Annotated in this window: 24 protein-coding genes; 1 reads left to right on the forward strand and 23 read right to left on the reverse strand. The window is 67.1% G+C overall.

All coding sequences use genetic code 11. From position 1 onward, the window contains the following. Positions 1-33: 33 nt before the first annotated feature. From gmk to AC14A7_RS02945, 14 genes are all read right to left on the reverse strand, one after another. Positions 34-936, reverse strand: a complete 903-nt coding sequence (gene gmk, locus AC14A7_RS02880) for a guanylate kinase (protein ID WP_484006381.1) — start codon at positions 934-936, stop codon at positions 34-36. Continuing rightward, a complete protein-coding gene (pyrF, locus tag AC14A7_RS02885) occupies positions 933-1,769 on the reverse strand; it encodes an orotidine-5'-phosphate decarboxylase (RefSeq protein ID WP_484006427.1) in 837 nt (278 codons plus the stop codon). Before pyrF ends, gmk begins: the two co-directional genes overlap by 4 nt. Beyond that, positions 1,760-5,062 carry a carbamoyl-phosphate synthase large subunit gene (gene carB, locus AC14A7_RS02890; protein WP_484006382.1) on the reverse strand — a complete coding sequence of 1,101 codons (3,303 nt, stop codon included), beginning with the start codon at positions 5,060-5,062 and terminating at the stop codon, positions 1,760-1,762. Before carB ends, pyrF begins: the two co-directional genes overlap by 10 nt. Next, entirely contained in the window at positions 5,062-6,204 is a 1,143-nt protein-coding gene (carA, locus tag AC14A7_RS02895) for a glutamine-hydrolyzing carbamoyl-phosphate synthase small subunit (RefSeq protein WP_484006383.1), read from the reverse strand. The genes carB and carA overlap by 1 nt, the downstream gene beginning before the upstream one ends. Further along, positions 6,201-6,680: a PH-like domain-containing protein gene (locus AC14A7_RS02900; protein WP_484006384.1), complete on the reverse strand. Its 480-nt coding sequence runs from the start codon at positions 6,678-6,680 to the stop codon at positions 6,201-6,203. Before AC14A7_RS02900 ends, carA begins: the two co-directional genes overlap by 4 nt. Beyond that, entirely contained in the window at positions 6,673-7,971 is a 1,299-nt protein-coding gene (locus tag AC14A7_RS02905; RefSeq protein ID WP_484006385.1) for a dihydroorotase, read from the reverse strand. The genes AC14A7_RS02900 and AC14A7_RS02905 overlap by 8 nt, the downstream gene beginning before the upstream one ends. Beyond that, on the reverse strand, positions 7,968-8,912 hold the full coding sequence (locus tag AC14A7_RS02910; RefSeq protein WP_484006386.1) for an aspartate carbamoyltransferase catalytic subunit: 945 nt from the start codon (positions 8,910-8,912) through the stop codon (positions 7,968-7,970). The genes AC14A7_RS02905 and AC14A7_RS02910 overlap by 4 nt, the downstream gene beginning before the upstream one ends. Then, positions 8,909-9,436, reverse strand: a complete 528-nt coding sequence (gene pyrR, locus AC14A7_RS02915; RefSeq protein ID WP_484006387.1) for a bifunctional pyr operon transcriptional regulator/uracil phosphoribosyltransferase PyrR — start codon at positions 9,434-9,436, stop codon at positions 8,909-8,911. Before pyrR ends, AC14A7_RS02910 begins: the two co-directional genes overlap by 4 nt. 65 nt (positions 9,437-9,501) lie before the next feature. Next, on the reverse strand, positions 9,502-10,236 hold the full coding sequence (locus AC14A7_RS02920; protein ID WP_484006388.1) for an ABC transporter permease: 735 nt from the start codon (positions 10,234-10,236) through the stop codon (positions 9,502-9,504). 103 nt (positions 10,237-10,339) lie between these two features. Beyond that, the gene (locus AC14A7_RS02925; protein WP_484006389.1) at positions 10,340-11,377 is read right to left on the reverse strand and encodes an aliphatic sulfonate ABC transporter substrate-binding protein; all 1,038 of its coding nucleotides are present in this window, start codon (positions 11,375-11,377) and stop codon (positions 10,340-10,342) included. A gap of 8 nt (positions 11,378-11,385) precedes the next feature. Next, positions 11,386-12,201 carry an ABC transporter ATP-binding protein gene (locus tag AC14A7_RS02930; RefSeq protein WP_484006390.1) on the reverse strand — a complete coding sequence of 272 codons (816 nt, stop codon included), beginning with the start codon at positions 12,199-12,201 and terminating at the stop codon, positions 11,386-11,388. Positions 12,202-12,269: 68 nt separating this feature from the next. Further along, positions 12,270-12,683 carry a transcription antitermination factor NusB gene (nusB, locus tag AC14A7_RS02935; RefSeq protein WP_484006391.1) on the reverse strand — a complete coding sequence of 138 codons (414 nt, stop codon included), beginning with the start codon at positions 12,681-12,683 and terminating at the stop codon, positions 12,270-12,272. Further along, the gene (efp, locus tag AC14A7_RS02940; RefSeq protein WP_484006392.1) at positions 12,683-13,249 is read right to left on the reverse strand and encodes an elongation factor P; all 567 of its coding nucleotides are present in this window, start codon (positions 13,247-13,249) and stop codon (positions 12,683-12,685) included. The genes nusB and efp overlap by 1 nt, the downstream gene beginning before the upstream one ends. Positions 13,250-13,308: 59 nt before the next feature. Continuing rightward, the gene (locus AC14A7_RS02945; RefSeq protein WP_484006393.1) at positions 13,309-13,749 is read right to left on the reverse strand and encodes a type II 3-dehydroquinate dehydratase; all 441 of its coding nucleotides are present in this window, start codon (positions 13,747-13,749) and stop codon (positions 13,309-13,311) included. Positions 13,750-13,782: 33 nt separating this feature from the next. On the opposite strand from AC14A7_RS02945, the gene AC14A7_RS02950 reads away from it, so the two are divergent. After that, on the forward strand, positions 13,783-14,097 hold the full coding sequence (locus AC14A7_RS02950; protein WP_484006394.1) for a hypothetical protein: 315 nt from the start codon (positions 13,783-13,785) through the stop codon (positions 14,095-14,097). On the opposite strand, the gene aroB is transcribed toward AC14A7_RS02950, so the two are convergent. The 9 genes from aroB to AC14A7_RS02995 are packed head-to-tail and all read right to left on the reverse strand — an operon-like array spanning position 14,094 to position 22,786. Next, a complete protein-coding gene (gene aroB, locus AC14A7_RS02955) occupies positions 14,094-15,173 on the reverse strand; it encodes a 3-dehydroquinate synthase (protein ID WP_484006395.1) in 1,080 nt (359 codons plus the stop codon). The genes AC14A7_RS02950 and aroB overlap by 4 nt on opposite strands. Continuing rightward, complete coding sequence (locus AC14A7_RS02960) at positions 15,166-15,672, reverse strand: shikimate kinase (RefSeq protein ID WP_484006396.1); 507 nt, start codon at positions 15,670-15,672, stop codon at positions 15,166-15,168. The genes aroB and AC14A7_RS02960 overlap by 8 nt, the downstream gene beginning before the upstream one ends. Then, positions 15,665-16,873, reverse strand: a complete 1,209-nt coding sequence (gene aroC / locus AC14A7_RS02965) for a chorismate synthase (RefSeq protein WP_484006397.1) — start codon at positions 16,871-16,873, stop codon at positions 15,665-15,667. The genes AC14A7_RS02960 and aroC overlap by 8 nt, the downstream gene beginning before the upstream one ends. A gap of 22 nt (positions 16,874-16,895) precedes the next feature. Next, complete coding sequence (locus tag AC14A7_RS02970; RefSeq protein WP_484006398.1) at positions 16,896-17,714, reverse strand: shikimate dehydrogenase; 819 nt, start codon at positions 17,712-17,714, stop codon at positions 16,896-16,898. Continuing rightward, entirely contained in the window at positions 17,714-18,967 is a 1,254-nt protein-coding gene (mltG, locus tag AC14A7_RS02975) for an endolytic transglycosylase MltG (protein ID WP_484006399.1), read from the reverse strand. Before mltG ends, AC14A7_RS02970 begins: the two co-directional genes overlap by 1 nt. Positions 18,968-18,969: 2 nt before the next feature. Then, positions 18,970-19,428, reverse strand: coding sequence for a Holliday junction resolvase RuvX (gene ruvX, locus AC14A7_RS02980; protein ID WP_484006400.1), 459 nt, complete (start codon positions 19,426-19,428; stop codon positions 18,970-18,972). A gap of 4 nt (positions 19,429-19,432) precedes the next feature. Next, the gene (gene alaS / locus AC14A7_RS02985; protein ID WP_484006401.1) at positions 19,433-22,090 is read right to left on the reverse strand and encodes an alanine--tRNA ligase; all 2,658 of its coding nucleotides are present in this window, start codon (positions 22,088-22,090) and stop codon (positions 19,433-19,435) included. A gap of 47 nt (positions 22,091-22,137) precedes the next feature. Next, on the reverse strand, positions 22,138-22,359 hold the full coding sequence (locus AC14A7_RS02990; RefSeq protein ID WP_484006402.1) for a hypothetical protein: 222 nt from the start codon (positions 22,357-22,359) through the stop codon (positions 22,138-22,140). Between the two features lie 49 nt (positions 22,360-22,408). After that, positions 22,409-22,786, reverse strand: a complete 378-nt coding sequence (locus AC14A7_RS02995; protein ID WP_484006403.1) for a DUF948 domain-containing protein — start codon at positions 22,784-22,786, stop codon at positions 22,409-22,411. Between the last annotated feature and the right edge of the window lie 22 nt (positions 22,787-22,808).

A 22,808-nucleotide genomic window follows, 5' to 3' on the forward strand; every position in this document is an offset into this window, starting at 1 on the left:
TTGGGGAAAAGGGCGTGAGCGTGTGTGAAGCACTCAGGCGCCGCGGGGCGCGCTCACTGCCATCAATTCTACGACCTCTTGTGCTGCTTGGCCGACGTCGTGGTTCACGACCTTGAAATCGAACTCGTCTTGCGCCGCCAGCTCGACCCTCGCGGTCTCGAGCCGGCGCTGCTGCTCTGCGGGAGACTCGGTGCCGCGGCCGATGAGCCGGCGAACGAGCTCGTCCCAGCTCGGGGGCAGCAGGAAGACGAGCCTGGCCTCTGGCATGACCGCGCGAACCGCGCGGGCACCCTGCAGGTCGATCTCGAGCAGCACGCTCTTGCCCGCGGCCAGCGCGGCCTCGATGGGCGGTCGCGGTGTGCCATAGCGGTAGGAGTTGTGCACGACGGCCCACTCGAGAAGCTCGCCATCCGCGATCATGCGGTCGAATTCCTCATCGGAGACGAAGTAGTAGTGCTCCCCGTGCTTCTCACCCGGTCGCGGCGCTCTCGTGGTCGCGGAGACGCTGAAGTGCACGTCGGGGTAGTTCTGGCGGATGTAGGACGACACCGTGCCCTTGCCGACAGCAGTCGGGCCCGCGAGCACGACGAGGCGGCTCGGGCCGTCGCCCTCGCGACGGAGGAGATAGTCCTCGAGCTTTGCGCGCTGACGGATTCCGAGCCCGCCGACGCGCTTCTTGTCGGAGATCGCGAGCTCCTCGAGCACGCGGGCGACACGGGTCGGCCCGAGCCCCGGAATGCTCGTGAGAAGCTCGCGCACGCGCAGCCCCGCCTCGGCAGAGTCGGCATCGCGCCATCCCGTCGCGGCTGCATCGAGAGCCGTACGCGTTCGTGTCGCGATCGCGTGCTTGATCGCGGCGCGAGCCTGCCGAGCCGCCACGGCAGCGCGACCGGCGGCGATGCGGTCGACCTCTGGCGGATCAGGGCGCGGACTCATCGGCCCAGTGCTCCTGCAACCTCGGCGGCCTGTCGTGAGATCGCCTCTGCGACGCCCGTTGGCCCCGCTGAGAGGATGCTGCGCGAGGCGCTCAGCAGCACGGTGTCGGCGGCCTCGCCGAACAGCCGGCGCACGTCGGAGAACTTGGCTCCCTGGTGCCCGAACCCGGGTGCGAGCACGGGGATTCCGACGAGGCGCGACGAATCGATGCCGTAGGCCTCGAGGTCGACGGTCGCCCCGATGACGACTCCACTCGACCCGAGCGGCTCCCCTGCGTTCCAGTTGCTCACAGTCTCGACGATAGTCGCGGCAACGGTGGATCCGCTGGGCGTTGCGGCGGTCTGCAGGGCGGCTGCCTCTGGATTGGACGTCGCAGCGAGAACGAAGAGCCCGGCATCCTGGTCGTCTGCCGCTGCCCTGCTGTCGCGCAGCGAGTCGATGCCGAGGTAGGGGCTCACGGTCACCGCGTCGACCCGCAGCGGGCTGGCTGCACCGAGCCATGCGGCGGTGTACCCCTCCATCGTGGAGCCGATGTCGCCGCGCTTGGCGTCGCCGATGACCAGGAGCCCGGCGGCGCGTGCCGCGACAAGGACGTCTTCGAGGGCGGCAAGGCCAGCGGACCCGTAGGCCTCGAAGAAGGCGACCTGCGGCTTGACGATGCCGACGCGGTCGGAGGCTGCATCGACCACCCGCAGCCCGAAGTCCCGCGCGCCATCGGCGGAAACGGGCAGCCCCCACTGCTGCAGCAGCGATGAGTGCGGGTCGATGCCGACGCACAGGTTGCCACGGTCGGCGAACGTGCTCAGCAGCCTCTGCCCGAATGTCACGCGGATGCCGCCAGTCTGGCCGCCCGGTCGAGCGCGTAGTCCTGCAGGCTCCGCACATCGAAGCCCTGCTGGATCTCCTCGATGGATGCGACAGCCGCACCGACCTGCGCGATCGTGGTGAAGAGCGGCTTGTCTGCCGCGACGGTCGCGGTGCGGATCTCGTAGCCGTCGGCGCGCGCGCTGCGGCCGCTCGGGGTGTTGATGACGACATCCACCTCGCCGCGGTTGATCAGATCGACGATGGTCGGCTGGTCGGTCGCAGCCTGGCCCATGAAGTACTTCTGCACGACCGTGGCGTCGATGCCGTTGCGGTTGAGGATCTCGGCTGTGCCCTCTGTCGCGAGAATCGTGAAGCCGAGCTGCTGAAGGCGGAGCACGGGAAGGATGATGGCCCGCTTGTCGCGGTCCGCCACCGAGATGAACACCGTTCCGCTCGTCGGCAGCCCGCCGTAGGCAGCAGACTGCGACTTCGCGAAGGCCTTGGGAAAGTTGGAGTCGATGCCCATGACCTCGCCGGTCGAGCGCATCTCCGGGCCGAGCACGGAGTCGACGACGTGGCCCTCCTTGGTGCGGAAGCGCTTGAACGGCAGCACGGCCTCCTTGACCGCGACGGGCGAGTCCATCGGAACGATCGAGCCGTCCTGTGCAGGCAGCATGCCGGAGGCAACGAGCTCGCGGATCGACGTTCCGACCATGATGAGCGACGCTGCCTTGGCGATCGGGATGCCGAGGGCCTTTGCCACGAACGGCACGGTTCGCGACGCCCGCGGGTTTGCCTCGAGCACGTAGAGGATTCCCTGGCCGATCGCGAACTGCACGTTGAGCAGGCCTCGAACGCCGATGCCCTCGGCGATCGCGAGTGTCGCCTCGCGCACGCGGTCGATGACGTGACGGCCGAGCGTGACGGGCGGGAGGGTGCACGCGGAGTCGCCGGAGTGAACGCCGGCCTCCTCGATGTGCTCCATGATCCCACCGATGTAGAGCTCTGTTCCGTCGAAGAGCGCGTCGACGTCGATCTCGATCGCGTCGTCGAGGAAGCGGTCGACCAGGAGCGGCGACCCGGGAGCGATGATCGCCTGGTCCTTCACCCGGTCGAAGTAGTCGCGCATCGACTCGCTGTCGTAGACGATCTCCATGCCGCGGCCACCGAGCACGTAGCTCGGGCGAACGAGCACCGGGTAGGAGATGTCCTCTGCGATGCGCACAGCCTCGTCGACGTCGACCGCCGTGCCGTTCTTGGGCGACAGGAGCCCCGCGTTCTGCAGGATCTCGGAGAACAGCCCGCGCTCCTCTGCGAGGTCGATCGCCTCCGGAGTCGTTCCGAGGATGGTGACCCCGGCCGCCTTGAGCCCCTTGGCAAGCCCGAGGGCGGTCTGGCCCCCGAGCTGCACGACGACGCCGACGAGCTCACCCGACTGCGACTCCGCGTGGATGACCTCGAGCACGTCCTCGAGCGTGAGCGGCTCGAAGTAGAGCCGATCGCTCGTGTCGTAGTCGGTCGAGACCGTCTCCGGGTTGCAGTTGATCATGATCGTCTCGTAGCCCGCGTCGTGCAGGGCGAAGCTCGCGTGCACGCACGAGTAGTCGAACTCCACGCCCTGGCCGATGCGGTTGGGGCCAGAGCCAAGGATGACGACCTTGCGCTTCTGGCTCGGCGTCACCTCTGTCTCGAAGTCGTAGCTCGAGTAGTGGTACGGCGTGAGCGCGGGGAACTCGCCGGCGCAGGTGTCGACCGTCTTGAAGACCGGGCGAACTCCCTTCGCGTGCCGGGTGTCGCGCACCGCCTGCTCTGAGAGACCGCGCAGCTCGGCGATCTGCACGTCGCTGAAGCCGTGGTCCTTCGCGTGGCGCAGGATCGCCTCGTCGAGTTCCTTCGATGCCGCGATCTCGGCAGCCACCTCGTTGATGAGGATGATCTGGTCGATGAACCACGGGTCGATCTTCGTGCTCTCGAAGACCTCTGCGTTGGTCGCGCCCGCGCGCAGCGCCTGCTGCACGGTGACGATACGGCCGTCGGTCGGGGTGGCTGCAAGCTCCAGCAGGGCTGCCTTGTCGCCAACTGCACCGTTCCAGTGGAAGCTGCTGCCCCGCTTCTCGAGCGAGCGCAGCGCCTTCTGCAGAGCGGTCGAGTAGTTGCGCCCGATCGCCATGGCCTCGCCGACCGACTTCATGGTGGTGGTGAGCGTCGTGTCGGCGGCAGGGAACTTCTCGAACGCGAAGCGCGGCACCTTGACGACGACGTAGTCGAGCGTCGGCTCGAAGGATGCCGGAGTCACCTTCGTGATGTCGTTCGGGATCTCGTCGAGCCGGTATCCGATCGCGAGCTTGGCGGCGATCTTGGCGATGGGGAATCCTGTTGCCTTGGAGGCCAGGGCGCTCGACCGGGAGACACGCGGGTTCATCTCGATGACGATGACGCGGCCGGTGGCCGGGTCGATCGCGAACTGGATGTTGCATCCACCGGTGTCGACGCCGACGGCGCGGATGATGTCGATGCCGATGTCGCGCAGGTTCTGGTACTCGCGGTCGGTCAGCGTCAGGGCGGGCGCAACGGTGATCGAGTCGCCCGTGTGCACGCCGACAGGGTCGACGTTCTCGATGGAGCAGACGACGACTGTGTTGTCGGAGGTGTCGCGCATGAGCTCTAGCTCGTACTCCTTCCACCCGAGGATCGACTCCTCGAGCAGCACCTCTGTCGTCGGGCTCTGGTGCAGGCCGTCGGTGACCATGCGAACGAGCTCGCTGCGGTCGTAGGCGAAACCGGATCCAAGACCGCCCATGGTGAAGCTCGGGCGGATGACGAGGGGGTAGCCGAGGTCCTCCGCGAAGTCGATTGCCTCCTCGACCGTGTGGGCGATGTGGCTGCGCGCAACGTCGGCGCCGGCATCCAGCACCAGCTGCTTGAAGATCTGGCGGTCCTCGCCCTTGTTGATCGCCTCGAAGTTGGCGCCGATGAGCTCGACGTTGTACTTCTCGAGAATGCCGTGCTTGTGCAGGTCGATCGCTGCGTTGAGTGCCGTCTGGCCGCCGAGGGTCGGCAGGATCGCGTCGGGCTTCTCCTTGGCGATGATCGTCTCGATGACCTCCCACGTGATCGGCTCGATGTAGGTCGCGTCGGCGAAGTCGGGGTCGGTCATGATCGTTGCCGGGTTGGAGTTGACGAGGATGACCCGCACGCCCTCCTCGCGCAGCACGCGGCACGCCTGCGTTCCCGAGTAGTCGAACTCGCACGCCTGACCGATGACGATCGGGCCGGAGCCGATCACGAGCACGGAGTTGATGTCTGGCCGCTTTGGCATTAGTTCTTGTCCTTCAGGTTCGCGACAACGAGGTCACGGAAGCGGTCGAAGAGGTAGTTGGCATCGTGGGGGCCTGCGGCCGCCTCGGGGTGGTACTGCACAGAGAACGCGGGGATGTCGAGGGCGTTCAGCCCTTCGACAACGTTGTCGTTGAGGTTGACGTGGCTGACCTCGACACGGCCGAAGCCGGCTGGCGAGTCGAAGGGGCCATCGAGCGGCGCCTCGACGGCGAACCCGTGGTTGTGACTCGTGACCTCGACCCTGCCGGTCGACTTGTCGACAACAGGCTGGTTGATGCCGCGGTGGCCGAAGGGCAGCTTGTAGGTGCCAAGGCCGAGAGCGCGGCCGAGCAGTTGGTTGCCGAAGCAGATGCCGAAGAACGGAACGTCGTTGCGCAGGATCTCCTGCAGCAGGCTCACGTGGGCATCAGAAGCGCCAGGGTCGCCCGGTCCGTTCGAGTAGAAGGCGCCGACGGGTTCGAGCGCGAGCACCTGCTCGAGCGTCGCGGTCTGCGGCAGCACGTGCACCTCGAAGCCCCGTTCGGCGAGGTAGTTGAGTGTCGAGGTCTTCACGCCGAGGTCGAGCACGGCGAGGTTGCCGAGGCGTTCGCCCTTCGCCTCGATGACGTACTCCTCTGTCGTCGAGACCTGCCCGGACAGATTGCGGCCCGTCATCTGCGCGGCGGCGGTGATCGCAGCCAGCTGCTCCGCCTCCGGCAGATCTGCCGCCGGGCCGGAGAACACGCCCCCGCGCATCGAGCCAGCGTCGCGCAGCCGGCGCGTGACCGCGCGCGTGTCGATGCCGCTGATGCCGATGATGCCCTGGGTCTCGAGGTCGTCATCCAGACTGCGCGTGGCACGGTGGTTCGAGACGACGCGCGAGGGGTCGCGCACGACGTAGCCGGAGACCCAGATGCGGCTCGACTCCGGATCCTCGTCGTTCATTCCCGTGTTTCCGATGTGCGGTGCCGTCATCACGACGATCTGCCCGGCGTAGCTCGGGTCGGTGAGGGTCTCCTGGTAGCCGGTCATGCCGGTGGCGAAGACGACCTCGCCGAGGGTTGTTCCGAGGGCGCCGTAGGCGCGGCCCTCGAAGCGGGTGCCGTCTTCGAGAACGAGCACGGCCTTCGCGGTCTGAGTCACTTCTGTCCTGTCTGCTGAATGATGCTGCTCGCCACCGAGAGGAATCCCTCTGGGTCGTCGAGGCGGAAGTACGAGTCGACGGCGGTGTCGCCGAGAGTCCACGAGACGACGCTGAGGCCGTTGGGCTCGACCCCGCGGTCGATGGTCCATGACGCGCGGGAGACGCTGTCGACCGCGCCGAGAGGGATGAACCTGTCGTCGAGAAGCACGAAGCCGTCGGTGGTGACGGCGATCGGCCCGCGCTGGCGGAATCCGAGCCCGTGCACGGTGATGCGGTTGAGGCGGTCGCCCCGTGGCGTCGTCGCAAGGTAGAGGCCGTCGAAGCTGCCCAGCAGTGTGTCGACCTGGTCCGGTGCCGCGTCGAGCGCCGGCAGGTGGGCCTGCGAGCGACCACGTCGACGCCAGCTGAGCGCGAGGAGCGACAGGATGGCGGCAACAGCCACGACGATGACGACGGTCGGCAGCGCCTTATCCATGTGCCACCTCCGCGGGAGGCAGCAGCGCGCCGTCGAGCACGGTTGCACGTCCTTCGTGCAGCGTCGCGACCACGCGACCGGGCAGCTCGCGACCGAGGTACGGCGAGTTGACGCTCTTGCCGTGCAGATGCTCAGTTCCGAAGACCGACCGTGCGGCCGCGTCGTAGAGAGTGAAGTTCGCTGCGCTTCCCAGAGCGAATGGCGTGGCGTAGCCGGCCAGCAGGCCGATCTCCGCCGGCTTTGTCGACAGCACGCGGGCGACATCCGCGAAGCTCAGCAGCTCTGTGTCGACAACGGAGGCCTGCACGACGCTCAGCGCCGACTCGAGGCCGACCATGCCGAAGGCCGCCTCGTCCCACGCGCACTCCTTCGCCTCGAGCGGGTGCGGTGCGTGGTCGGTCGCGACGATGTCGATCGTGCCGTCGGCGAGGGCCGCGCGCAGAGCGAGCACGTCCTCATCGCGGCGCAGCGGCGGGTTGACCTTGAACCGGGCGTCGTATCCGGATGCCAGCTGCTCGGTGAGCAGCAGATGGTGCGGGGTGACCTCGGCCGTGACATCGATGCCGCGGGCCTTCGCCCAGCGGATGACATCCACACTGCCCGCGGTCGAGACGTGGCAGACGTGGAGGCGCGCTCCGACGTGCTGGGCGAGCAGCACATCCCTCGCGATGATCGCCTCTTCCGCGACAGCGGGCCAACCGGCGAGTCCGAGCTCGCCGCTCAGGGCGCCCTCGTTCATCTGGGCGTTCTCGGTGAGTCGCGGCTCCTGCGAGTGCTGGGCGATCACTCCCCCGAAGGTCTTCACATACTCGAGCGCACGACGCATGAGCAGTGCGTCAGAGACGCACTTGCCGTCATCGGAGAAGACGCGCACCTGTGCGCGGGACTGCGCCATGGCGCCGATCTCGCTCAGGCGCTGGCCCTCGAGCCCGACTGTCACCGCACCGATCGGACGCACGGTCACGTAGCCGTGCTGGTCGCCGAGCGCCTTGACTTGCTCGACGACGCCGGCCGTGTCAGAGACGGGACTCGTGTTCGCCATCGCGAACACGGCGGTGAACCCGCCGATCGCGGCTGCGCGGGAGCCGGTGAGCACGGTCTCGCTCTGCTCGAAGCCGGGCTCCCGAAGGTGGGTGTGCAGGTCGACGAGGCCGGGAAGCGCGGTGAGCCCCGCCGCGTCGATGGTGCGTGCACCCGACACCGCGGAGTCGACGAAGACACCGTCGCTGACGAACAGGTCAGTGCGTGTTCCGTCGGGAAGCGCTGCTCCCGTGATGGTGAAGGCGCTCATGCGGCACCGCCGGTCAGTAGCAGATACAGCACAGCCATCCTTATCGAGACACCATTCGCAACCTGTTCGATGATCGTCGAGCGAGCAGAGTCGGCTGCCCCCGACGAGATCTCGAGTCCCCGGTTCATCGGGCCAGGATGCATCACCAGACTATCCTCGGGCAGCCGCGCGAGCCGCTCGTCGTCGAAGCCCCACTGGCGCGAGTACTCGCGGGCATTGGGGAAGAAGGCCGCGTTCATGCGCTCGCTCTGGATGCGCATCATAAGGAGCACCTGCGGTTTCGCGGCGATCGCCGCGTCGAGGTCGTAGCCGACGGTGACTGGCCAGGTCTCGACGCCGACCGGCAGCAGCGTGCCGGGGGCGACAAGGCTGACGTCGGCGCCAAGGGTCGAGAGCAGCCAGACGTTCGAGCGCGCGACGCGGGAGTGCAGGATGTCGCCAACGATCGTCACGGTCACACCGTCGAGCGCCTTGCCGCGGCTCGCATCCCCGTGCAGGCGCTTGCGCATCGTGTAGGCGTCGAGCAGCCCCTGGGTCGGGTGCTCGTGGGTGCCGTCGCCCGCGTTGACCACACCGGCGTCGATCCAGCCACTCGTCGCGAGCACGCGCGGGGCGCCAGAGGAGTGGTGGCGGATGACGACGCCGTCAGCCCCGATCGCGGCGAGGGTCTGCGCGGTGTCCTTGAGGCTCTCGCCCTTCGAGACGCTCGAGCCCTTCGCGCTGAAGTTGATGACGTCGGCGCTCAGTCGCTTCGCCGCCGCCTCGAAGCTCGTCTTGGTGCGGGTGGAGTCCTCGAAGAACAGGTTGACGATCGTCTTGCCGCGCAGTGCCGGCAGCTTCTTGACCTCGCGGGTCTGCGCCTGCGCCATGTCCTCGGCGAGATCGAGGATCGCGATGGCCTCGTCGCGGCTGAGGTCTTTCGTCGACAGGAGGTGCCTCATTCGATCGTCACCTCATCCAGTCCGTCGATCTCGACGAGCCGCACGTTGATTCGCTCGTCGGTCGAGCTCGGGAGGTTCTTGCCGACGAAGTCGGCGCGGATCGGCAGCTCGCGGTGGCCGCGGTCGACGAGGGCGGCGAGACGCACGACGCGGGGGCGCCCGATGTCGTTGATCGCGTCGAGAGCCGAGCGGATGGTGCGCCCGGAGTAGAGCACGTCGTCGACCAGCACGACGGTCGTGCCGTCGATGCCACCGTCGGGAATCTGCGTCGGCGACGGGGTGCGCGTGGGATTGCGGGAGAGATCGTCTCGGTACATCGTGACGTCGAGCGCTCCGGCGCGGGCGCATCCTGGCTCGATGTCGTTGAGGATCGCCGAGATGCGCTCCGCGAGAATCACACCGCGCGTCGGGATGCCGAGGAGCACGAGATCGGTCGACCCCTTCGCGGACTCGAGGATCTCGTGCGAGATGCGAGTCAACGCTCTGGTGATATCAGCCTGCTGCAAGACCGTGCGTGCAGTCATTCTGACCTCCTTCCCCGCCTCTCTGGACGGAATTAAAGGGTGTCTGTTGGCTCAACTATAGCGGGTCAGCCCCAGCGCTTCAGCAGCCAGCGCTCGAGTACACCGACGAGCGCGTCCGTCAGGATGCCGAGGATGCCGAGCAGCAGGATCGTGAGGAACAGGCGATCGATCCGGCCGTTGTTGTTCGAGTCCGTCAGCAGGAACCCGAGCCCCATCGACGCCCCGAGAAGCTCACCCGCCACGAGGAACAGCCAGGACTGGGCGAGAGCGAGGCGGAGGCCGGAGATCACCGATGGCACGGCGGCGGGCAGCTGCACGAGCGAGAGGAGCCGTGGACCCGTGTAGCCGTACGCGCGTCCCGCCTCGAGAAGCTGGGGGTCGACGTTGCGGAGGGCGTGGGAGACGACGGTGTAGACCGGGAAGAAGGCGCCGATCGCGATGAGGGTGACCTTCGAGTCCTCGTTGATGCCCATGTAGAGGCCGAGGAGCGGAACCCATGCCAGCGACGGAATAGACCGGATGCCGCTGAGCGTCGGAGCGAGCAGCAGTGTTCCGAAACGCGACAGCCCAACGAACGACGCGACGACGAGTCCGATGAGCGACCCGATCGCGAATCCGATGAGCACGCGCTGGGTCGAGATCGCGATGTGAATGCCGAGCAGACCGCGCTCGTACAGGTCGACGCCGGCCAACACGACAGCGGTCGGAGACGGGAGTCGGTACGACGGGACGACATCGAGAACGATGATGAACTGCCAGAGACCGAGGATTGCAAGCGGCAGGATGGCGCCGATCGCCACACGCGCTCCCAACGGGAGCTGCTTCCAGCGTGACGGGCGCGCCGGAACGGACGACCTCACGAGTGCGAGGTCGTCCGTCCGAAGCGGTTCAGTGGAAAGCAAGTCAGCCGATCAGGTCGGGGTTTGCGTTGTCGATGTAGTCGGTGTTGAACAGCGACGCGAGGGCGTCGTCGATCTGGTCCTGCGAGGCGACAGCACCGGAGGCGACGAATACCGGGCCGATGACCTTCAGCACCTTCTCCTGCTTCGCTCCCGGCTTCGGGTCGATGTCGAGAGCGGTGCGGTCGAGCAGCACGGACTCGGCGATTGCGATGTCGATGCCGGCAACGTCTGCGAGTATCTGCGCGGCCTCATCCGGGTTCTCCGCAGCCCAGGCGCGGGCCTTCTCGTAGGCGCTCACGACGACCTGCGCGAGGTCCGGAGACGCCTCGAGGAAGGTCTCGGTCGCATTGAGGAACCCGTAGCTGTTGAAGTCCGGGTTGTCGTAGATGATCTTCGATCCAGCGTTCACCACGCTCGCGGAGAGCAGCGGGTCGAGACCGGCCCACGCGTCGACGGTGCCGGCCTCGAGGGCCGTCTTGCCATCCGCGTGCGCGAGCTGCGTGATGGTGACCTCGTCGAGGCCGACGCCGGCCTCTTCGAGCGACTGCAGGAGGAAGAAGTAGGGGTCGGTACCGGCGTTGGCAGCGATGTTCTTGCCCTTGAGGTCGTCGACCGTCTTGATGCCGGAGTTGGCGCCGACGAGGATCGCGGCCCAGTTCGGCTGCGAGTAGATGTCGATGGCCTGGATCGGCGAGCCGTTCGAGCGGGCGAGCAGCGCCGCGGAGCCGGCAGTGGAGCCGACGTCGATCGAGCCGGCGCGGAGGGCGTCGTTGGCCGCAGCGGAACCGGCCGACTGGATCCAGTTGACGGTGACCTTGTCGCCGAACGTGTCCTCGAGCCAGCCCTGGTCCTTGATGATGAGGCTCAGCGGGTTGTAGGTGGCGAAGTCGATGTTGAGCACGTCGCTGCTCCAGCTGCCCGGAAGGGTCTCCTTCGGCTCTGGCTCTGGTGCGACGTTGGAGCCTTCGCCGGCGACGCAACCGGTGAGGACGAGCAGCGCTGCTGTGGCGACTGCTGCGAGGGTGATTTTGCGGGTCATTTCTTCTCTCAGAGGGTGTGTGCAGGGTGATGGGTGGAAACGCCGAGCCCTTCGAGCAGCTCGGCGCGGAGGTGGGCAAGAGCCGCGTTACCGCGGTCGCGCGGGCGCTTGCCAGGAACGGTGATCACGGAGCGGATAACGGCTCCGGATGACGCCTTGTAGCCGGACTCGACGCCCAGCAGCACGACGCGGTCGGCCAGGTACAGCGCCTCCTCGACGTCGTGGGTGACGAACAGGATGGTGGCCGGCTCGGTCGCGTGGATGTCGAGCAGCAGGTCCTGCATTGTCAACCGCGTGAGCGCGTCGAGCGCACCGAAGGGCTCGTCGAGCAGCAGCACGCCAGGGCCGCGGGCGAGGGCGCGCGCAAGGGAGGCGCGCTGTGCCATGCCGCCGGAGATCTCCCGCGGACGGAGGGATGCGGCATCGGACAGTTGAACGAGCTTCAACAGCTCTGCGACTCTGGCCTTGCCGTCCTCGCGCGCTGTGCCGCGCCGCAGCCCGACCTCGACGTTGCGGGTGACAGAGCGCCACGGCAGCAGTCGCGGCTCCTGGAAGGCCACCGCGGAGCGCTGGTCGATGCCGCGCACGGGCGTGCCGTCGATCAGCACGGCTCCGGCGTCGGGTGCGTCGAGTCCGGCAATCTGGCGAAGCAGCGTCGACTTGCCGCAGCCGGAGGGGCCGAGCAGCGCGACGATCTCTCCGGCACCGATCTCAAGATCGATATCGCGGAGAACTCGGCGTTCCCCGAAACTGCGACCGACACCGTCGAGGGTCACCGACAGCGCAGGCGCGCTCGTTGTGCCCGGTGCGGCGGTGATCGACATAGATCGAACCTATTGGCCGGGCCACCGCGTCATTGAACGCGTCGTAACGTAGCGAAACCTGGGGACGCTCAGGCGCGGGTCTGGGCCACCGTGCCGAGAAGTCCGTTGATGAATCCGGCCGAATCCTCGGTGCTGAGCACGGTCGCCGACTCCACTGCCTCGGCGATCGCCACGGCGTCTGGCACGTTCTCGTTGTAGAGGATCTCCCACATGCCGATGCGCACGATAGCGCGGTCGACGGCGGGCATGCGGTCGATCTTCCAGCCCTGCGAGTAGGTCTCGATGAGCTCGTCGATCTCATCGCCGTGCTCCGTGATGCCGACCACGATCTCACGGGCGTAGTCCCAGGAGCTCGCGCGCTTGGTGTCTGCGATAGCGCGGGCAGTCTCTGTGGCGAGAGCCGAGTTGATCGACTCCCCGCGCACGTCGGCTCCGTACAGGATGTCGAGGGCGCGCTTGCGCGACTTGGTGCGAGCGCCCACTAGTCGTTGACGCGACCCAGGTAGGAGCCGTCGCGGGTGTCGACCTTGACCTTCGTGCCCTGCTCGACGAAAAGCGGAACCTGGATCTGGTAGCCGGTCTCGACGGTGGCCGGCTTGGTGCCGGCGTTCGAGCGATCGCCCTGCAGGCCAGGCTCGGTGTACGTGATCTCGAGCGTGACAGATGCGGGCAGCTCGACGTAGAGCGGGTTGCCGTTGTGCAGCGCGATGGTCACGTTCTGGTTCTCGAGCATGAAGTTCTTGGCATCGCCGACCTGCGCCTCGGAGAGGGTGATCTGGTCGTAGTTGCCGAGGTCCATGAAGACGAAGTTCTCGCCATCGGCGTAGAGGTACTGGTAGTCGGCGCGGTCGACGACCTCTGTCTCGATCTTCGCGCCAGCGTTGAAGGTGCGGTCGACGACCTTGCCGCTCATGACGTTCTTGACCTTGGTGCGCACGAAGGCGCCGCCTTTGCCTGGCTTGACGTGCTGGAAGTCGATGACGGTCCAGAGCTGGCCGTCCATGTTGAGAACGACGCCGTTCTTGATGTCGGCGGTGGAGTCAGCCATGCGTGTAGTCCTTTTTTCAAGTTCGATGGGCGTTTTCGAGCCCCGGTGAGTCTACCTGCTCAGTTCTTCAGGCGACCAATGGCGGCGAGGGCGAGCACGTAGGAGTCGAATCCGAAGCCGGCGATGACGCCGGTGGCTACACCGGAGATCGTGCTCGTGTGGCGAAACTGCTCCCGCGCGTGCGGGTTGGAGATGTGCAACTCGATGAGCGGGATGCCCGCTTTGGTCACCTGGGCGGCACCATCGCGCAGCGCGTAGGAGTAGTGCGTGAAGGCCGCGGGATTGAGGATGACCGGGGTGCGGGTATCGACGGCCTCGTGCAGCCATCCGAGCAGTGTCGCCTCGTCGTCTGTCTGGCGCAGGTCGATCTCTGTGCCTGCCGGAGCCTCCGACTCGAGCAGCGCGGCCAGAGCCGGCAGGTCCTGGTTGCCGTAGACATCGGGCTCCCGGCTGCCGAGGCGGCCGAGGTTGGGTCCGTTGAGTACGAGGATGCGAGCCATGCGACCACCCTAGCGAGCCGATAGTGTCTGCTCATGATTCCTGAACCGGTGAACCCAGCGATGCCCGGCTTCGACGGACTGTTCGGCCTCGTGACGGCCCTTGTCGTCATCGGGCTCATCGTCGGCATCGTCATCTCGGTGCGCAACGCCTCCAAGGCCGTGGAGGCCGGGCAGAATCCCCTCACGGTGGAGTACGACCTCGCCCTCAAGGCCCTCTCGAGCGAGGCTCTCGCGCCGGAGCGCTCTACCGAGGAGAAGCTGGCTGAGGTCGAGCGTCTGTTCGCGGCCGGCACGATCAGCGCGGATGAGCGCGAGGCGGCCCGCATCCGCATCCTCGGGGCGATCTAGACGCCGACCTCCTGGTAGGCGGCGAAGAGCAGCGGCTCCTCCGGCCCCGTGAGGGTGGAGGGGCGTCCGATGTCGTCGAGCACGATGAATCGCAGCATGCCCGCGCGGGCCTTCTTGTCGCGCTGCATCGTCGCGAGCAGGCTCTTCCAGCGGCCGACCGGGTAGTCGATCGGCAGGGTCAGCGACTCGAGGATGCTGCGGTGCCGGTCGACGGCCGTGTCGCTGAGCGGGCCGGTGAGGCGCCCGAGCTCTGCCGCGAACACCATGCCGACCGAGATCGCAGCACCGTGGCGCCAGCGGTAGCGCTCGTAGTGCTCGATGGCATGGCCGAGGGTGTGGCCGTAGTTGAGGATCTCGCGAAGTCCGGCCTCCTTGAAGTCCTCCCCCACGACGCGTGCCTTCAGGCCGATGGAGAGCTCGACGACCTCACGGAACTCCGCAGTGCTCGGGTCGATCACCCGCTCGACGGATGCCTCGATGACATCGAGGATGCGCGGCTCGGCAATGAACCCGCACTTCGCGATCTCGGCGAAGCCGGCGAGGATCTCGTTGCGCGGAAGGGTATCCAGGGTGTCGAAGTCCACCACGACCGCGGCCGGCGCATAGAAGGCGCCGACGAGGTTCTTGCCCTCCGCGGTGTTGATGCCGGTCTTGCCGCCGATGGCGGCATCCACCATTCCTGCCACGCTTGTCGGCACCTGGATGAGCGTGACCCCCCGCAGCCACGTGCTCGCGACGAAGCCGGCCAGGTCGGTGGTGGCTCCCCCGCCGAAGCCGATGACGGCGTCGGTTCTCGTGAAGTCGGTCTGTCCCATGATCTGCCAGCAGAACGCCGCGACCTCGACCCGCTTGGCGTCCTCTGCATCGGGAACCTCCGCGAGCAGCACCTCGTACTTCGCGTCGAGGAGCCGCTCCCGCAGCGCGTTGGCCTTCGCCCCGAGAGTCGGCGGGTGCACGATCAGCACCTTCGACACCGTCGGCCCGAGCCGGTCGGCGATCGAGCCGAACAGATCGCGGCCGATGATCACGTCGTAGGGGTCGACGCCGGGAACCGGGATCGTCGTGGTGTCAGTCATTGGTGTCTTCCTTGAGCCAGTCGGCAATCTGCTCAGCTACTCGTTCTGCCGGCACCACCGAGGTGTCGAAGGTTCGGTCGGCGAGGGCGTCGTACAGCGGGGCCCGCACGGCCACGAGGGCGCGCCAGGAGTCGAGGCCGTTGACGAGGAGCGGGCGCTTGGCACCGAGGTTGCGGCCGGCGAGTGCCTCTTCTGTGACGCTCAGCTGGGCGACGGTGAGGGGGGCAAGGTCGGCCCGGGTATCGGGGTCGAGCACGGCACCCCCACCGAGTGAGACCACCGCGTGCTCGCGGAGGGCGATGGCTACCTGCTCACGCTCCAGCACCCGGAAGTGCGGCTCGCCGTGCTGCGCGAAGATCTCGGTGATCGGGCCGTGGGCTGCCACGATCCGCTTGTCGGTGTCGACGAAGGGCACCTTGAGGAGTCTGGCCACGCGCTTTCCGATGCGGCTCTTGCCTGCACCAGGAGCGCCGATGAGAACGACGACCGGATCAGCCACGATCGTCGGTGCGCAGCTCGGTGCGCTGGGAGGCGGGGATGGCGTCGAGGTAGCCGCGCAAATTGCGTGCCGTCTCCTCGACGGAGTCGCCGCCGAACTTCTCCAGCACGGCGTTGGCGAGCACGAGGGCGACAATCGCCTCTGCGACGACTCCCGCTGCAGGCACGGCGCAGACGTCGGAGCGCTGGTGGTGGGCCTCCGCGGCGGCGCCGGTCGCGACATCCACGGTGCGGAGGGCGTTGGGCACGGTGGAGATCGGCTTCATGCCCGCTCGTACCCGCAGCACGGTGCCCGTGCTCATGCCGCCCTCTGTGCCGCCCGCCTTGTCGCTCAGCCGGCTGATGAGGGAGCCGTCGGTCACGAGCTCGTCGTGTGCCTCGGAGCCGCGACGACGAGTTGTCTCGAAGCCGTCGCCGACCTCGACGCCCTTGATTGCCTGGATGCCCATGAGAGCGGCAGCCAGCTGTGCATCGAGCCGGCGGTCCCAGTGCACGTACGAGCCGAGCCCGGGTGGAACGCCGTAGGCGAGCACCTCGACGATGCCGCCGAGAGTGTCTCCGTCGGTGTGCGCGCGATCGACCTCTGCGACCATCAGCGCGGATGTCGCCGCATCGAAGCAGCGCAGCGGATCGGCATCGAGAGCGTCGACATCGCTCGGTGCGGGCAGCGGTGACCCATCGGGAACTCGCACGGTGCCGATCGACAGCGTGTGCGCGACGAGGGTGATGCCGAGCTCACCAAGGAAGGATCGAGCGATCGCGCCGAGGGCGACGCGGGCAGCGGTCTCGCGGGCACTCGCCCGCTCGAGCACGTTGCGCGACTCGTCGAAACCGTACTTCTGCATGCCGACGAGGTCGGCGTGGCCGGGGCGGGGTCGGGTGAGCTTGGCACCACGGCCCTTGGGAAGGGTCTCGAGGTCGACGGGCTCCGCGCTCATGACGTCGACCCAGCGCGGCCACTCCGTGTTCCCAACGCGGAGGGCGATGGGGCTGCCCATGCTCGCACCGAAACGCACGCCGGAGGAGATCGTCAGCTCGTCCTGCTCGAACTTCTGACGTGCCCCGCGCCCGTAGCCGAGCTTGCGCCGCTCGAGGTCCACCTGAATGGACGCGTGGCTGACGGGCACGCCAGCAGGAAGGCCTTCGAGAACAGCGATGAGTTCTGGGCCGTGGGACTCACCTGCGGTCAACCAACGAAGCATGGTTCACATCCTTCCACAGCCGCTAGAGCCCGACAGCCGCGCGCATCGCCGCGAGCACGGCTGCCTCGTCGTCGAGCGGGGAATCCGGGTCGCCGTTGACGAAGACGCGCACCTGCGCGAGGGCCTGCAGCACGAGCATCTCGATGCCGCTGATGACGCGTCCGCCCACCGCGACCCACTGCCGGGCGAGAGGGCTAGGCCATGGGTCGTAGGCGACATCGAAGAGCACGGCGCTGCGCCGCACCTCCTCTGCCAGCGCGAACTGGAGCTCGCTGTGCCCTGGCAGGGTGCTGATGACTGCGTCTGGTGTGCCGAATGACCCTTCGTCGAGCCGCCGAACGACCACATCGACGCCAAGCGCCTCCCCCAGTTCGACGAGCGAGACGACCTTGCCTGGGTCGCGCACGGAGACGAGGATGCCGAGCGCGCCAAGCTGGGCCAGCGCCACAATCGCCGAGGCGGCCGTCGCTCCCCCGCCAAGCACCTGTGCGGTAGCGAGTCGCGCCACTCCCGACGTACGGAACGCCTCCACAATGCCGAACACGTCGGTGTTGAACCCCATGCGCTTCTCGCCAGCGAACAGCAGGGTGTTCGCGGCCCCCGTCAGTTCTGCAACGGGATCGACGGAGTCGAGCAGCGGCAGCACGTCGCGCTTGAGCGGCATCGTCAGCGAGAGGCCGAGCCAGGTCTCGTCGCGCGACCCGACAAAGGCCTCCAGCTCGTCGCCCATGAGCTCGACGGCGTCGTAGCTCCAGTCGAGGCCGAGTGCGCGATAGGCAGCTAGGTGAAGCGCGGGTGACTTCGAGTGCCTGATCGGCGACCCGAGCACAGCGAGTTTCATTAGTTGTCGAAATCCGGGTGTGCGCGCAGCCACGCCTGCCACACCTTGACGGCAGCATTGTGCTCGGCGAGGGTCGTCGAGAATGCCGTCTCCCCTGTCTCTCCATTGATCAGAACGAAATAGAGCCACGGACCATCGACCGGATTCAGGGCTGCATGGATGGCGTCGTCCCCAGGCGCAGCGATGGGCCCAACCGGCAGGCCCGGGTGCACGTACGTGTTGTAGGGGTTGGACGCATCCGCTCGCTCGGCGCCAGTGGTGGAGATCGAGGTGCCGCCAGAACCATAGCTGACTGTCGCGTCGGACTGCAGCAGCATGCCGATATCTATGCGATTGGTGAATACGCGCGACACCTTGTAGAAGTCGTCGCTGCTGCCGCCCTCCTTCTGGATGAGCGCAGCGAGGGTCAGAACCCGGTGCCTGTCGTCGACGGCCACCCCTGCCGCATCCAGAGACTGGTACATGCGGTTGACCATGATCTGCAGCACGTCGTGGGCCGTGACGCCCGGGTCGAACGTATAAGTTGCGGGGAACAAGAATCCCTCGAGCGAGACTTCCGTCGTGGGCACGCCTAGTGCGGCAAGGTCGGTGGATGCGGCCTCGAGCTCCTCGATGTCGATCCCAGTGCCCTTAGACAGCAAAGCCAACACCTGCTTGAGAGTCTTGCCCTCGGGAATGGTCACCTTGGAGATGACGCGGCTTGCCGGGTCCTGCAGCAGGGCGAGTGCCGACTTGGCGCTCATCTCCTTCTGCAACGCGTAGGTTCCCGGCTGGAATGTGGGCGCCGGATCGGTGGCGAGCAGCAGCTTGTAGAACGACTCGCTAGTCATGGTGACACCGGCGTCGAAGAGCGTCTTGGCTACATCGGAGCCGATGTCACCGGACTTGATCACAACGAGGGCCTCCTCGCCGTTGCCTGTCGTCGTGTAGTCGATAGGCAGCTCCCAGCCGAGCACCTTGCGGATCTGCGGTTCGAACATGGTCCAGGCGGCAACACTGCCGACGGCGCCGATCAGAAGGATGGACAGCAGCACCCAGAGCCAGGTGAGCCGGCGCTTCGATCGCTTCGGCGGCTCGCCGTTCGAACCGCGGAACGACGCGCTAGCGGGCCGCGCCGACGGGGGCGGACGGTGGTGTCCTTCGGCCTCGCGAAGCTGGCGCCGGGTCGGCGCCGCCGGGAGAGCGGGCTGGGCATTCGGCGCGCCACCGGGCTGGCTGCGGAAGATGTCGTCCCAACTGGGGTCGTTGCTCACGTTCACAGTCCTTCGTCGGGTGTGACCATGGTGCCGGGGAGCGAGATTCCGAGGCGCTCGTGGTCGAGGGCGTGCTGCAGAATTATAACGGCAGCCACCTGGTCGATGACGGGACGCGACTGCTTCTGGGTCTTGCCACTCGTGCGGATTGCCGCATTGGCCGACACGGTCGACAGCCGCTCGTCGACGAGGCGAACCGCGGCTCCGCCCGCCGCGAGGCGGCCCGCAAAGGCGCGCGCGTCATCCGTCGAGGCTGTCTCCCGTCCTGATAGCGCGAGTGGAAGGCCGACGACGATCTCGATCGCATCGATCTCTGCCGCAATGGCGAGCACCCGCTCGACGTCGCCCGCACCGCGCGGCACCGTCTCCACGGGGGTCGCCAGCATCCCGTGCAGGTCGCTGCGGGCGACGCCGACGCGAACCGTGCCGACGTCGATACCGAGCCGCGAGCCAGTCCTCATGCGACTAGCCGGCAACCGCCGCGTCGATGGCCTCGAGTGCCTTGCCGATCGCCGTCACGTCGGAGCCGCCTCCCTGGGCGATGTCGTCCTTTCCGCCACCGCCACCGCCGAGGATGCCCGCCGCGAGCTTCGCAAGCACGCCGGCCTTGCGGCCAGCAGCCCTCGCCGCGTCGTTCGTCGCGACAACGACCGCCGGCTTGCCGTCGATATCGGCCGCAAGGGCGACAACGGCCGCCGCGGAGCCGAGTCGTTCGCGCACGGTCATCACGAGCGCGCGCAGCTCGTCGCTGCTGCCGACAGACCCGAGGCTCTCTGTGATCAGCGTGATCGGCCCTGAGGCATGCGCCGTGGCGAGGATCGCCGGAACCCGCTCTGCCGATGCCTTCGCCTCGAACTGCGCGATGCGCTTCTCTGCCGCCTTGAGGCTCTCGACGAGCTCGGTGATGCGCTCAGGAAGCGCCTCGCGCGGGGTCTTGAGGCTGGTGGTGAGCTCGGAGACGATCGCGCGCTCGGCAGCCAGCTCGCGGAATGCCTCGATGCCGACGAGGGACTCGACGCGGCGGTTCGCCGAGCCGACAGACGATTCGCTGACCAGGCTGATGAGGCCGATCTCAGACGAACGGGTAACGTGCGTGCCCGCGCAGAGCTCGAGCGACCACGGGCCGCCGATCTCGACAACGCGAACCGTGTCGCCGTACTTCTCGCCGAACAGCGCCATGGCTCCGAGCGCCTTCGCCGCATCGAGGTTCATGACCCTCGTCTCGACGTCGAGGTTGTCGCGAACCTTCTGGTTCGCGATCTCCTCGATCTCGCTGCGGGTCGCCGGCGACAGGGCCTGGTTCCAGCTGAAGTCGAGGCGCATGTAGCCGGCCTTGTTGTACGAGCCAGACTGGTGCGCCTCCGGCCCGAGCACCTGGCGGAGGGCGGCGTGGATGAGGTGGGTAGCGGAGTGCGCCTGGGTCGCCCCGCGGCGCCAGTCGGCATCCACGATCGTCGTGGCGGCCGATCCGACAGACACCTCGCCGCTCGTGACCTGCACCGTGTGGCTCGTCAGGCCCTTGACGGGTCGCTGAACATCGAGCACCTCGAGCTCGAATCCATCGCCGACGATCGTTCCTGCATCGGCCTCCTGGCCGCCCGACTCCGCATACAGCGACGTCTCCGCGAGGATGACCTCTGCGACCTTCCCGGCGGGAACACTCGTCACGCTGACGCCGTCGACGAGCAGCCCGAGGATGGTCGTCTCCGTCGTCAGGTAGTCGTATCCGGTGAACACCGTCTCGCCCTGCGCCCGGTACTCGCCGTAGACGGAGAGGTCGGCGAGGGCCTTCTTCTTCGACTTGGCATCGGTCTTCGCGCGCGTGCGCTGCTCGAGCATGAGCGAGTCGAAGGCGGCACGGTCGATGGTGAGACCGGCCTCCTCTGCGATCTCGAGAGTGAGGTCGACGGGGAACCCGAAGGTGTCGTGCAGGAGGAACGTGGTGTCGGCTGGCAGCTCGCTCGCTCCACCGGCCTTCGTCTTCTCCACGGCGACATCGAGAATGGTGGTGCCGCTGGCGAGGGTGCGCAGGAAGGTCTCCTCCTCGCCGAGAGCGAGTCGAGAGATGCGGTCCCAGTTGGCCTGCACATCGGGATACTGCGCCTTCATGGCGTCGCGCGACGCAGGAAAGAGCTCAGCGAAACTCGGGGCGTCGACGCCGAGCAGGCGCATGGCGCGCACGGAGCGGCGCAGCAGGCGGCGAAGGATGTAGCCGCGGCCCTCGTTGGACGGCGTCACGCCATCCGACATCAGCATCAGGCTGGAACGCACGTGATCGGCGATCACCCGCATGCGCACGTCGTCGTCGTGGTCGGCACCGTAGCGACGACCGGAGATCTCCGACGCCATGTCGAGCACCGGGCGCACCTGGTCGATCTCGTACATGTTCTCTACGCCCTGCTTGAGGAACGCGACCCGCTCCATGCCCATGCCGGTGTCGATGTTCTTCTTCGGCAGTTCGCCGAGGATCTCGAAGTCGTTCTTGCCGGTTCCCTCGCCGCGGAGGTACTGCATGAAGACGAGGTTCCAGATCTCCACGTAGCGGTCGTCGTCTGTTGCCGGTCCGCCATCCTGCCCGTAGGCAGGACCACGGTCGAAGAAGATCTCAGAGCACGGGCCTGCGGGGCCGGGCTGGCCGGTCGACCAGTAGTTGGTGTCCATGTCGAGTCGCTGGATGCGCTCGTCAGGCAGCCCCGCCGTCTTCTTCCAGAACTTGATGGCCTCGTCGTCGTCCCTGTAGACGGTGACCCAGAGGTCCTTCTCGTCGAAGCCGAGACCGCCGTCGGACTCGCTCGAGGTGAGGAGCTCCCAGGCGTACTGGATCGCCTCCTCCTTGAAGTAGTCGCCGAAGGAGAAGTTGCCGTTCATCTGGAAGAACGTGCCGTGACGGGGAGTCTTGCCGACCTCCTCGATGTCGAGGGTGCGGATGCACTTCTGCACGCTGGTTGCCCGGCTGTACGGTGCCGGAACGAGACCGGTGAGATACGGGATGAACGGAACCATGCCAGCGACCGTGAACAGCAGGGTCGGGTCGTCGCTCACGAGCGAGGCGGATGGCACGACGGTGTGACCGCGGTCTCCGAAGTAGGTGATCCAGCGGTTGTGAATGTCTGCGGTCTGCATGGGGTCCTTGACTGACGAACGGGAAGCGGGCCGCAGGCGGCCCGGGACTACTTGATGCGGGAGGAGTCGAAGAACTCTTCTGCCTCGGCCACGGCGGCGCGCAGCTCGGCCTCGCGCTGCTTGTAGCCGTCGACGACACTCGAGCTGAACTCGCGTGCCTTCGCGTCGACATCCTCGAAGAACTGGCGGCCCCGAGGGGTCTTGTTAACCTGGTGGGCTGCGATGAATCCGACGCCGATTCCGACGACGAGTAGCAGAAGACCTTTCATGGCACTGGCTCCTAGTTCTTGGTCGAGTCGACCGTGGCGGGCTTTCAGCTTACTTCGTCGGCGGCACGTGCTCGCGGGCGAAGCGACCGGCGCCGATCGCGGCGCGAACGCCCGCAGAGAAGGCGGCGATCTTGATCAGAGGTCCGCCGACGGATGCCGCAACCAGCGCGACGAGGGCGCTGACGTTGCCGGTGACCTGAGCCACATCCGTGGTGATCGTGTCGACGCGGGCAAGCTGGCGGTTGGACTCGGTGACCGTCTCCGTCACTTCCTCCAGTAGCGGGGTGACGTTGGCGCTGAGCTCGTGGATCGCCTGCTTCGTCTCGTCGAGCAGGCGGCCGAGCTTGATGAGCGGGATCGCTAGGAGCCCGACGAGAACGGCAAAGACGATGGCGGCGATGAGCCCGGCGATATCCCCTACTGACATGCCCCCAACCCGAGCGAGCAAA

Source organism: Conyzicola sp. (assembly GCF_057073975.1).

What these genes read in the sequence shown, in the direction of transcription:
- AC14A7_RS02990 (WP_484006402.1), bottom strand. Translation starts at nt 22,359, where the DNA reads ATGAAAGGTCTTCTGCTACTCGTCGTCGGAATCGGCGTCGGATTCATC.
- ruvX (WP_484006400.1), bottom strand. Translation starts at nt 19,428, where the DNA reads ATGAGGACTGGCTCGCGGCTCGGTATCGACGTCGGCACGGTTCGCGTC.
- carB (WP_484006382.1), bottom strand. Translation starts at nt 5,062, where the DNA reads ATGCCAAAGCGGCCAGACATCAACTCCGTGCTCGTGATCGGCTCCGGC.
- aroB (WP_484006395.1), bottom strand. Translation starts at nt 15,173, where the DNA reads ATGACTGACACCACGACGATCCCGGTTCCCGGCGTCGACCCCTACGAC.
- AC14A7_RS02950 (WP_484006394.1), top strand. Translation starts at nt 13,783, where the DNA reads ATGATTCCTGAACCGGTGAACCCAGCGATGCCCGGCTTCGACGGACTG.
- pyrR (WP_484006387.1), bottom strand. Translation starts at nt 9,436, where the DNA reads ATGACTGCACGCACGGTCTTGCAGCAGGCTGATATCACCAGAGCGTTG.
- AC14A7_RS02905 (WP_484006385.1), bottom strand. Translation starts at nt 7,971, where the DNA reads ATGAGCGCCTTCACCATCACGGGAGCAGCGCTTCCCGACGGAACACGC.
- efp (WP_484006392.1), bottom strand. Translation starts at nt 13,249, where the DNA reads ATGGCTGACTCCACCGCCGACATCAAGAACGGCGTCGTTCTCAACATG.
- AC14A7_RS02970 (WP_484006398.1), bottom strand. Translation starts at nt 17,714, where the DNA reads ATGAAACTCGCTGTGCTCGGGTCGCCGATCAGGCACTCGAAGTCACCC.
- AC14A7_RS02995 (WP_484006403.1), bottom strand. Translation starts at nt 22,786, where the DNA reads ATGTCAGTAGGGGATATCGCCGGGCTCATCGCCGCCATCGTCTTTGCC.
- gmk (WP_484006381.1), bottom strand. Translation starts at nt 936, where the DNA reads ATGAGTCCGCGCCCTGATCCGCCAGAGGTCGACCGCATCGCCGCCGGT.
- AC14A7_RS02925 (WP_484006389.1), bottom strand. Translation starts at nt 11,377, where the DNA reads ATGACCCGCAAAATCACCCTCGCAGCAGTCGCCACAGCAGCGCTGCTC.
- AC14A7_RS02945 (WP_484006393.1), bottom strand. Translation starts at nt 13,749, where the DNA reads ATGGCTCGCATCCTCGTACTCAACGGACCCAACCTCGGCCGCCTCGGC.
- AC14A7_RS02910 (WP_484006386.1), bottom strand. Translation starts at nt 8,912, where the DNA reads ATGAGGCACCTCCTGTCGACGAAAGACCTCAGCCGCGACGAGGCCATC.
- AC14A7_RS02900 (WP_484006384.1), bottom strand. Translation starts at nt 6,680, where the DNA reads ATGGATAAGGCGCTGCCGACCGTCGTCATCGTCGTGGCTGTTGCCGCC.
- aroC (WP_484006397.1), bottom strand. Translation starts at nt 16,873, where the DNA reads ATGCTTCGTTGGTTGACCGCAGGTGAGTCCCACGGCCCAGAACTCATC.
- AC14A7_RS02930 (WP_484006390.1), bottom strand. Translation starts at nt 12,201, where the DNA reads ATGTCGATCACCGCCGCACCGGGCACAACGAGCGCGCCTGCGCTGTCG.
- alaS (WP_484006401.1), bottom strand. Translation starts at nt 22,090, where the DNA reads ATGCAGACCGCAGACATTCACAACCGCTGGATCACCTACTTCGGAGAC.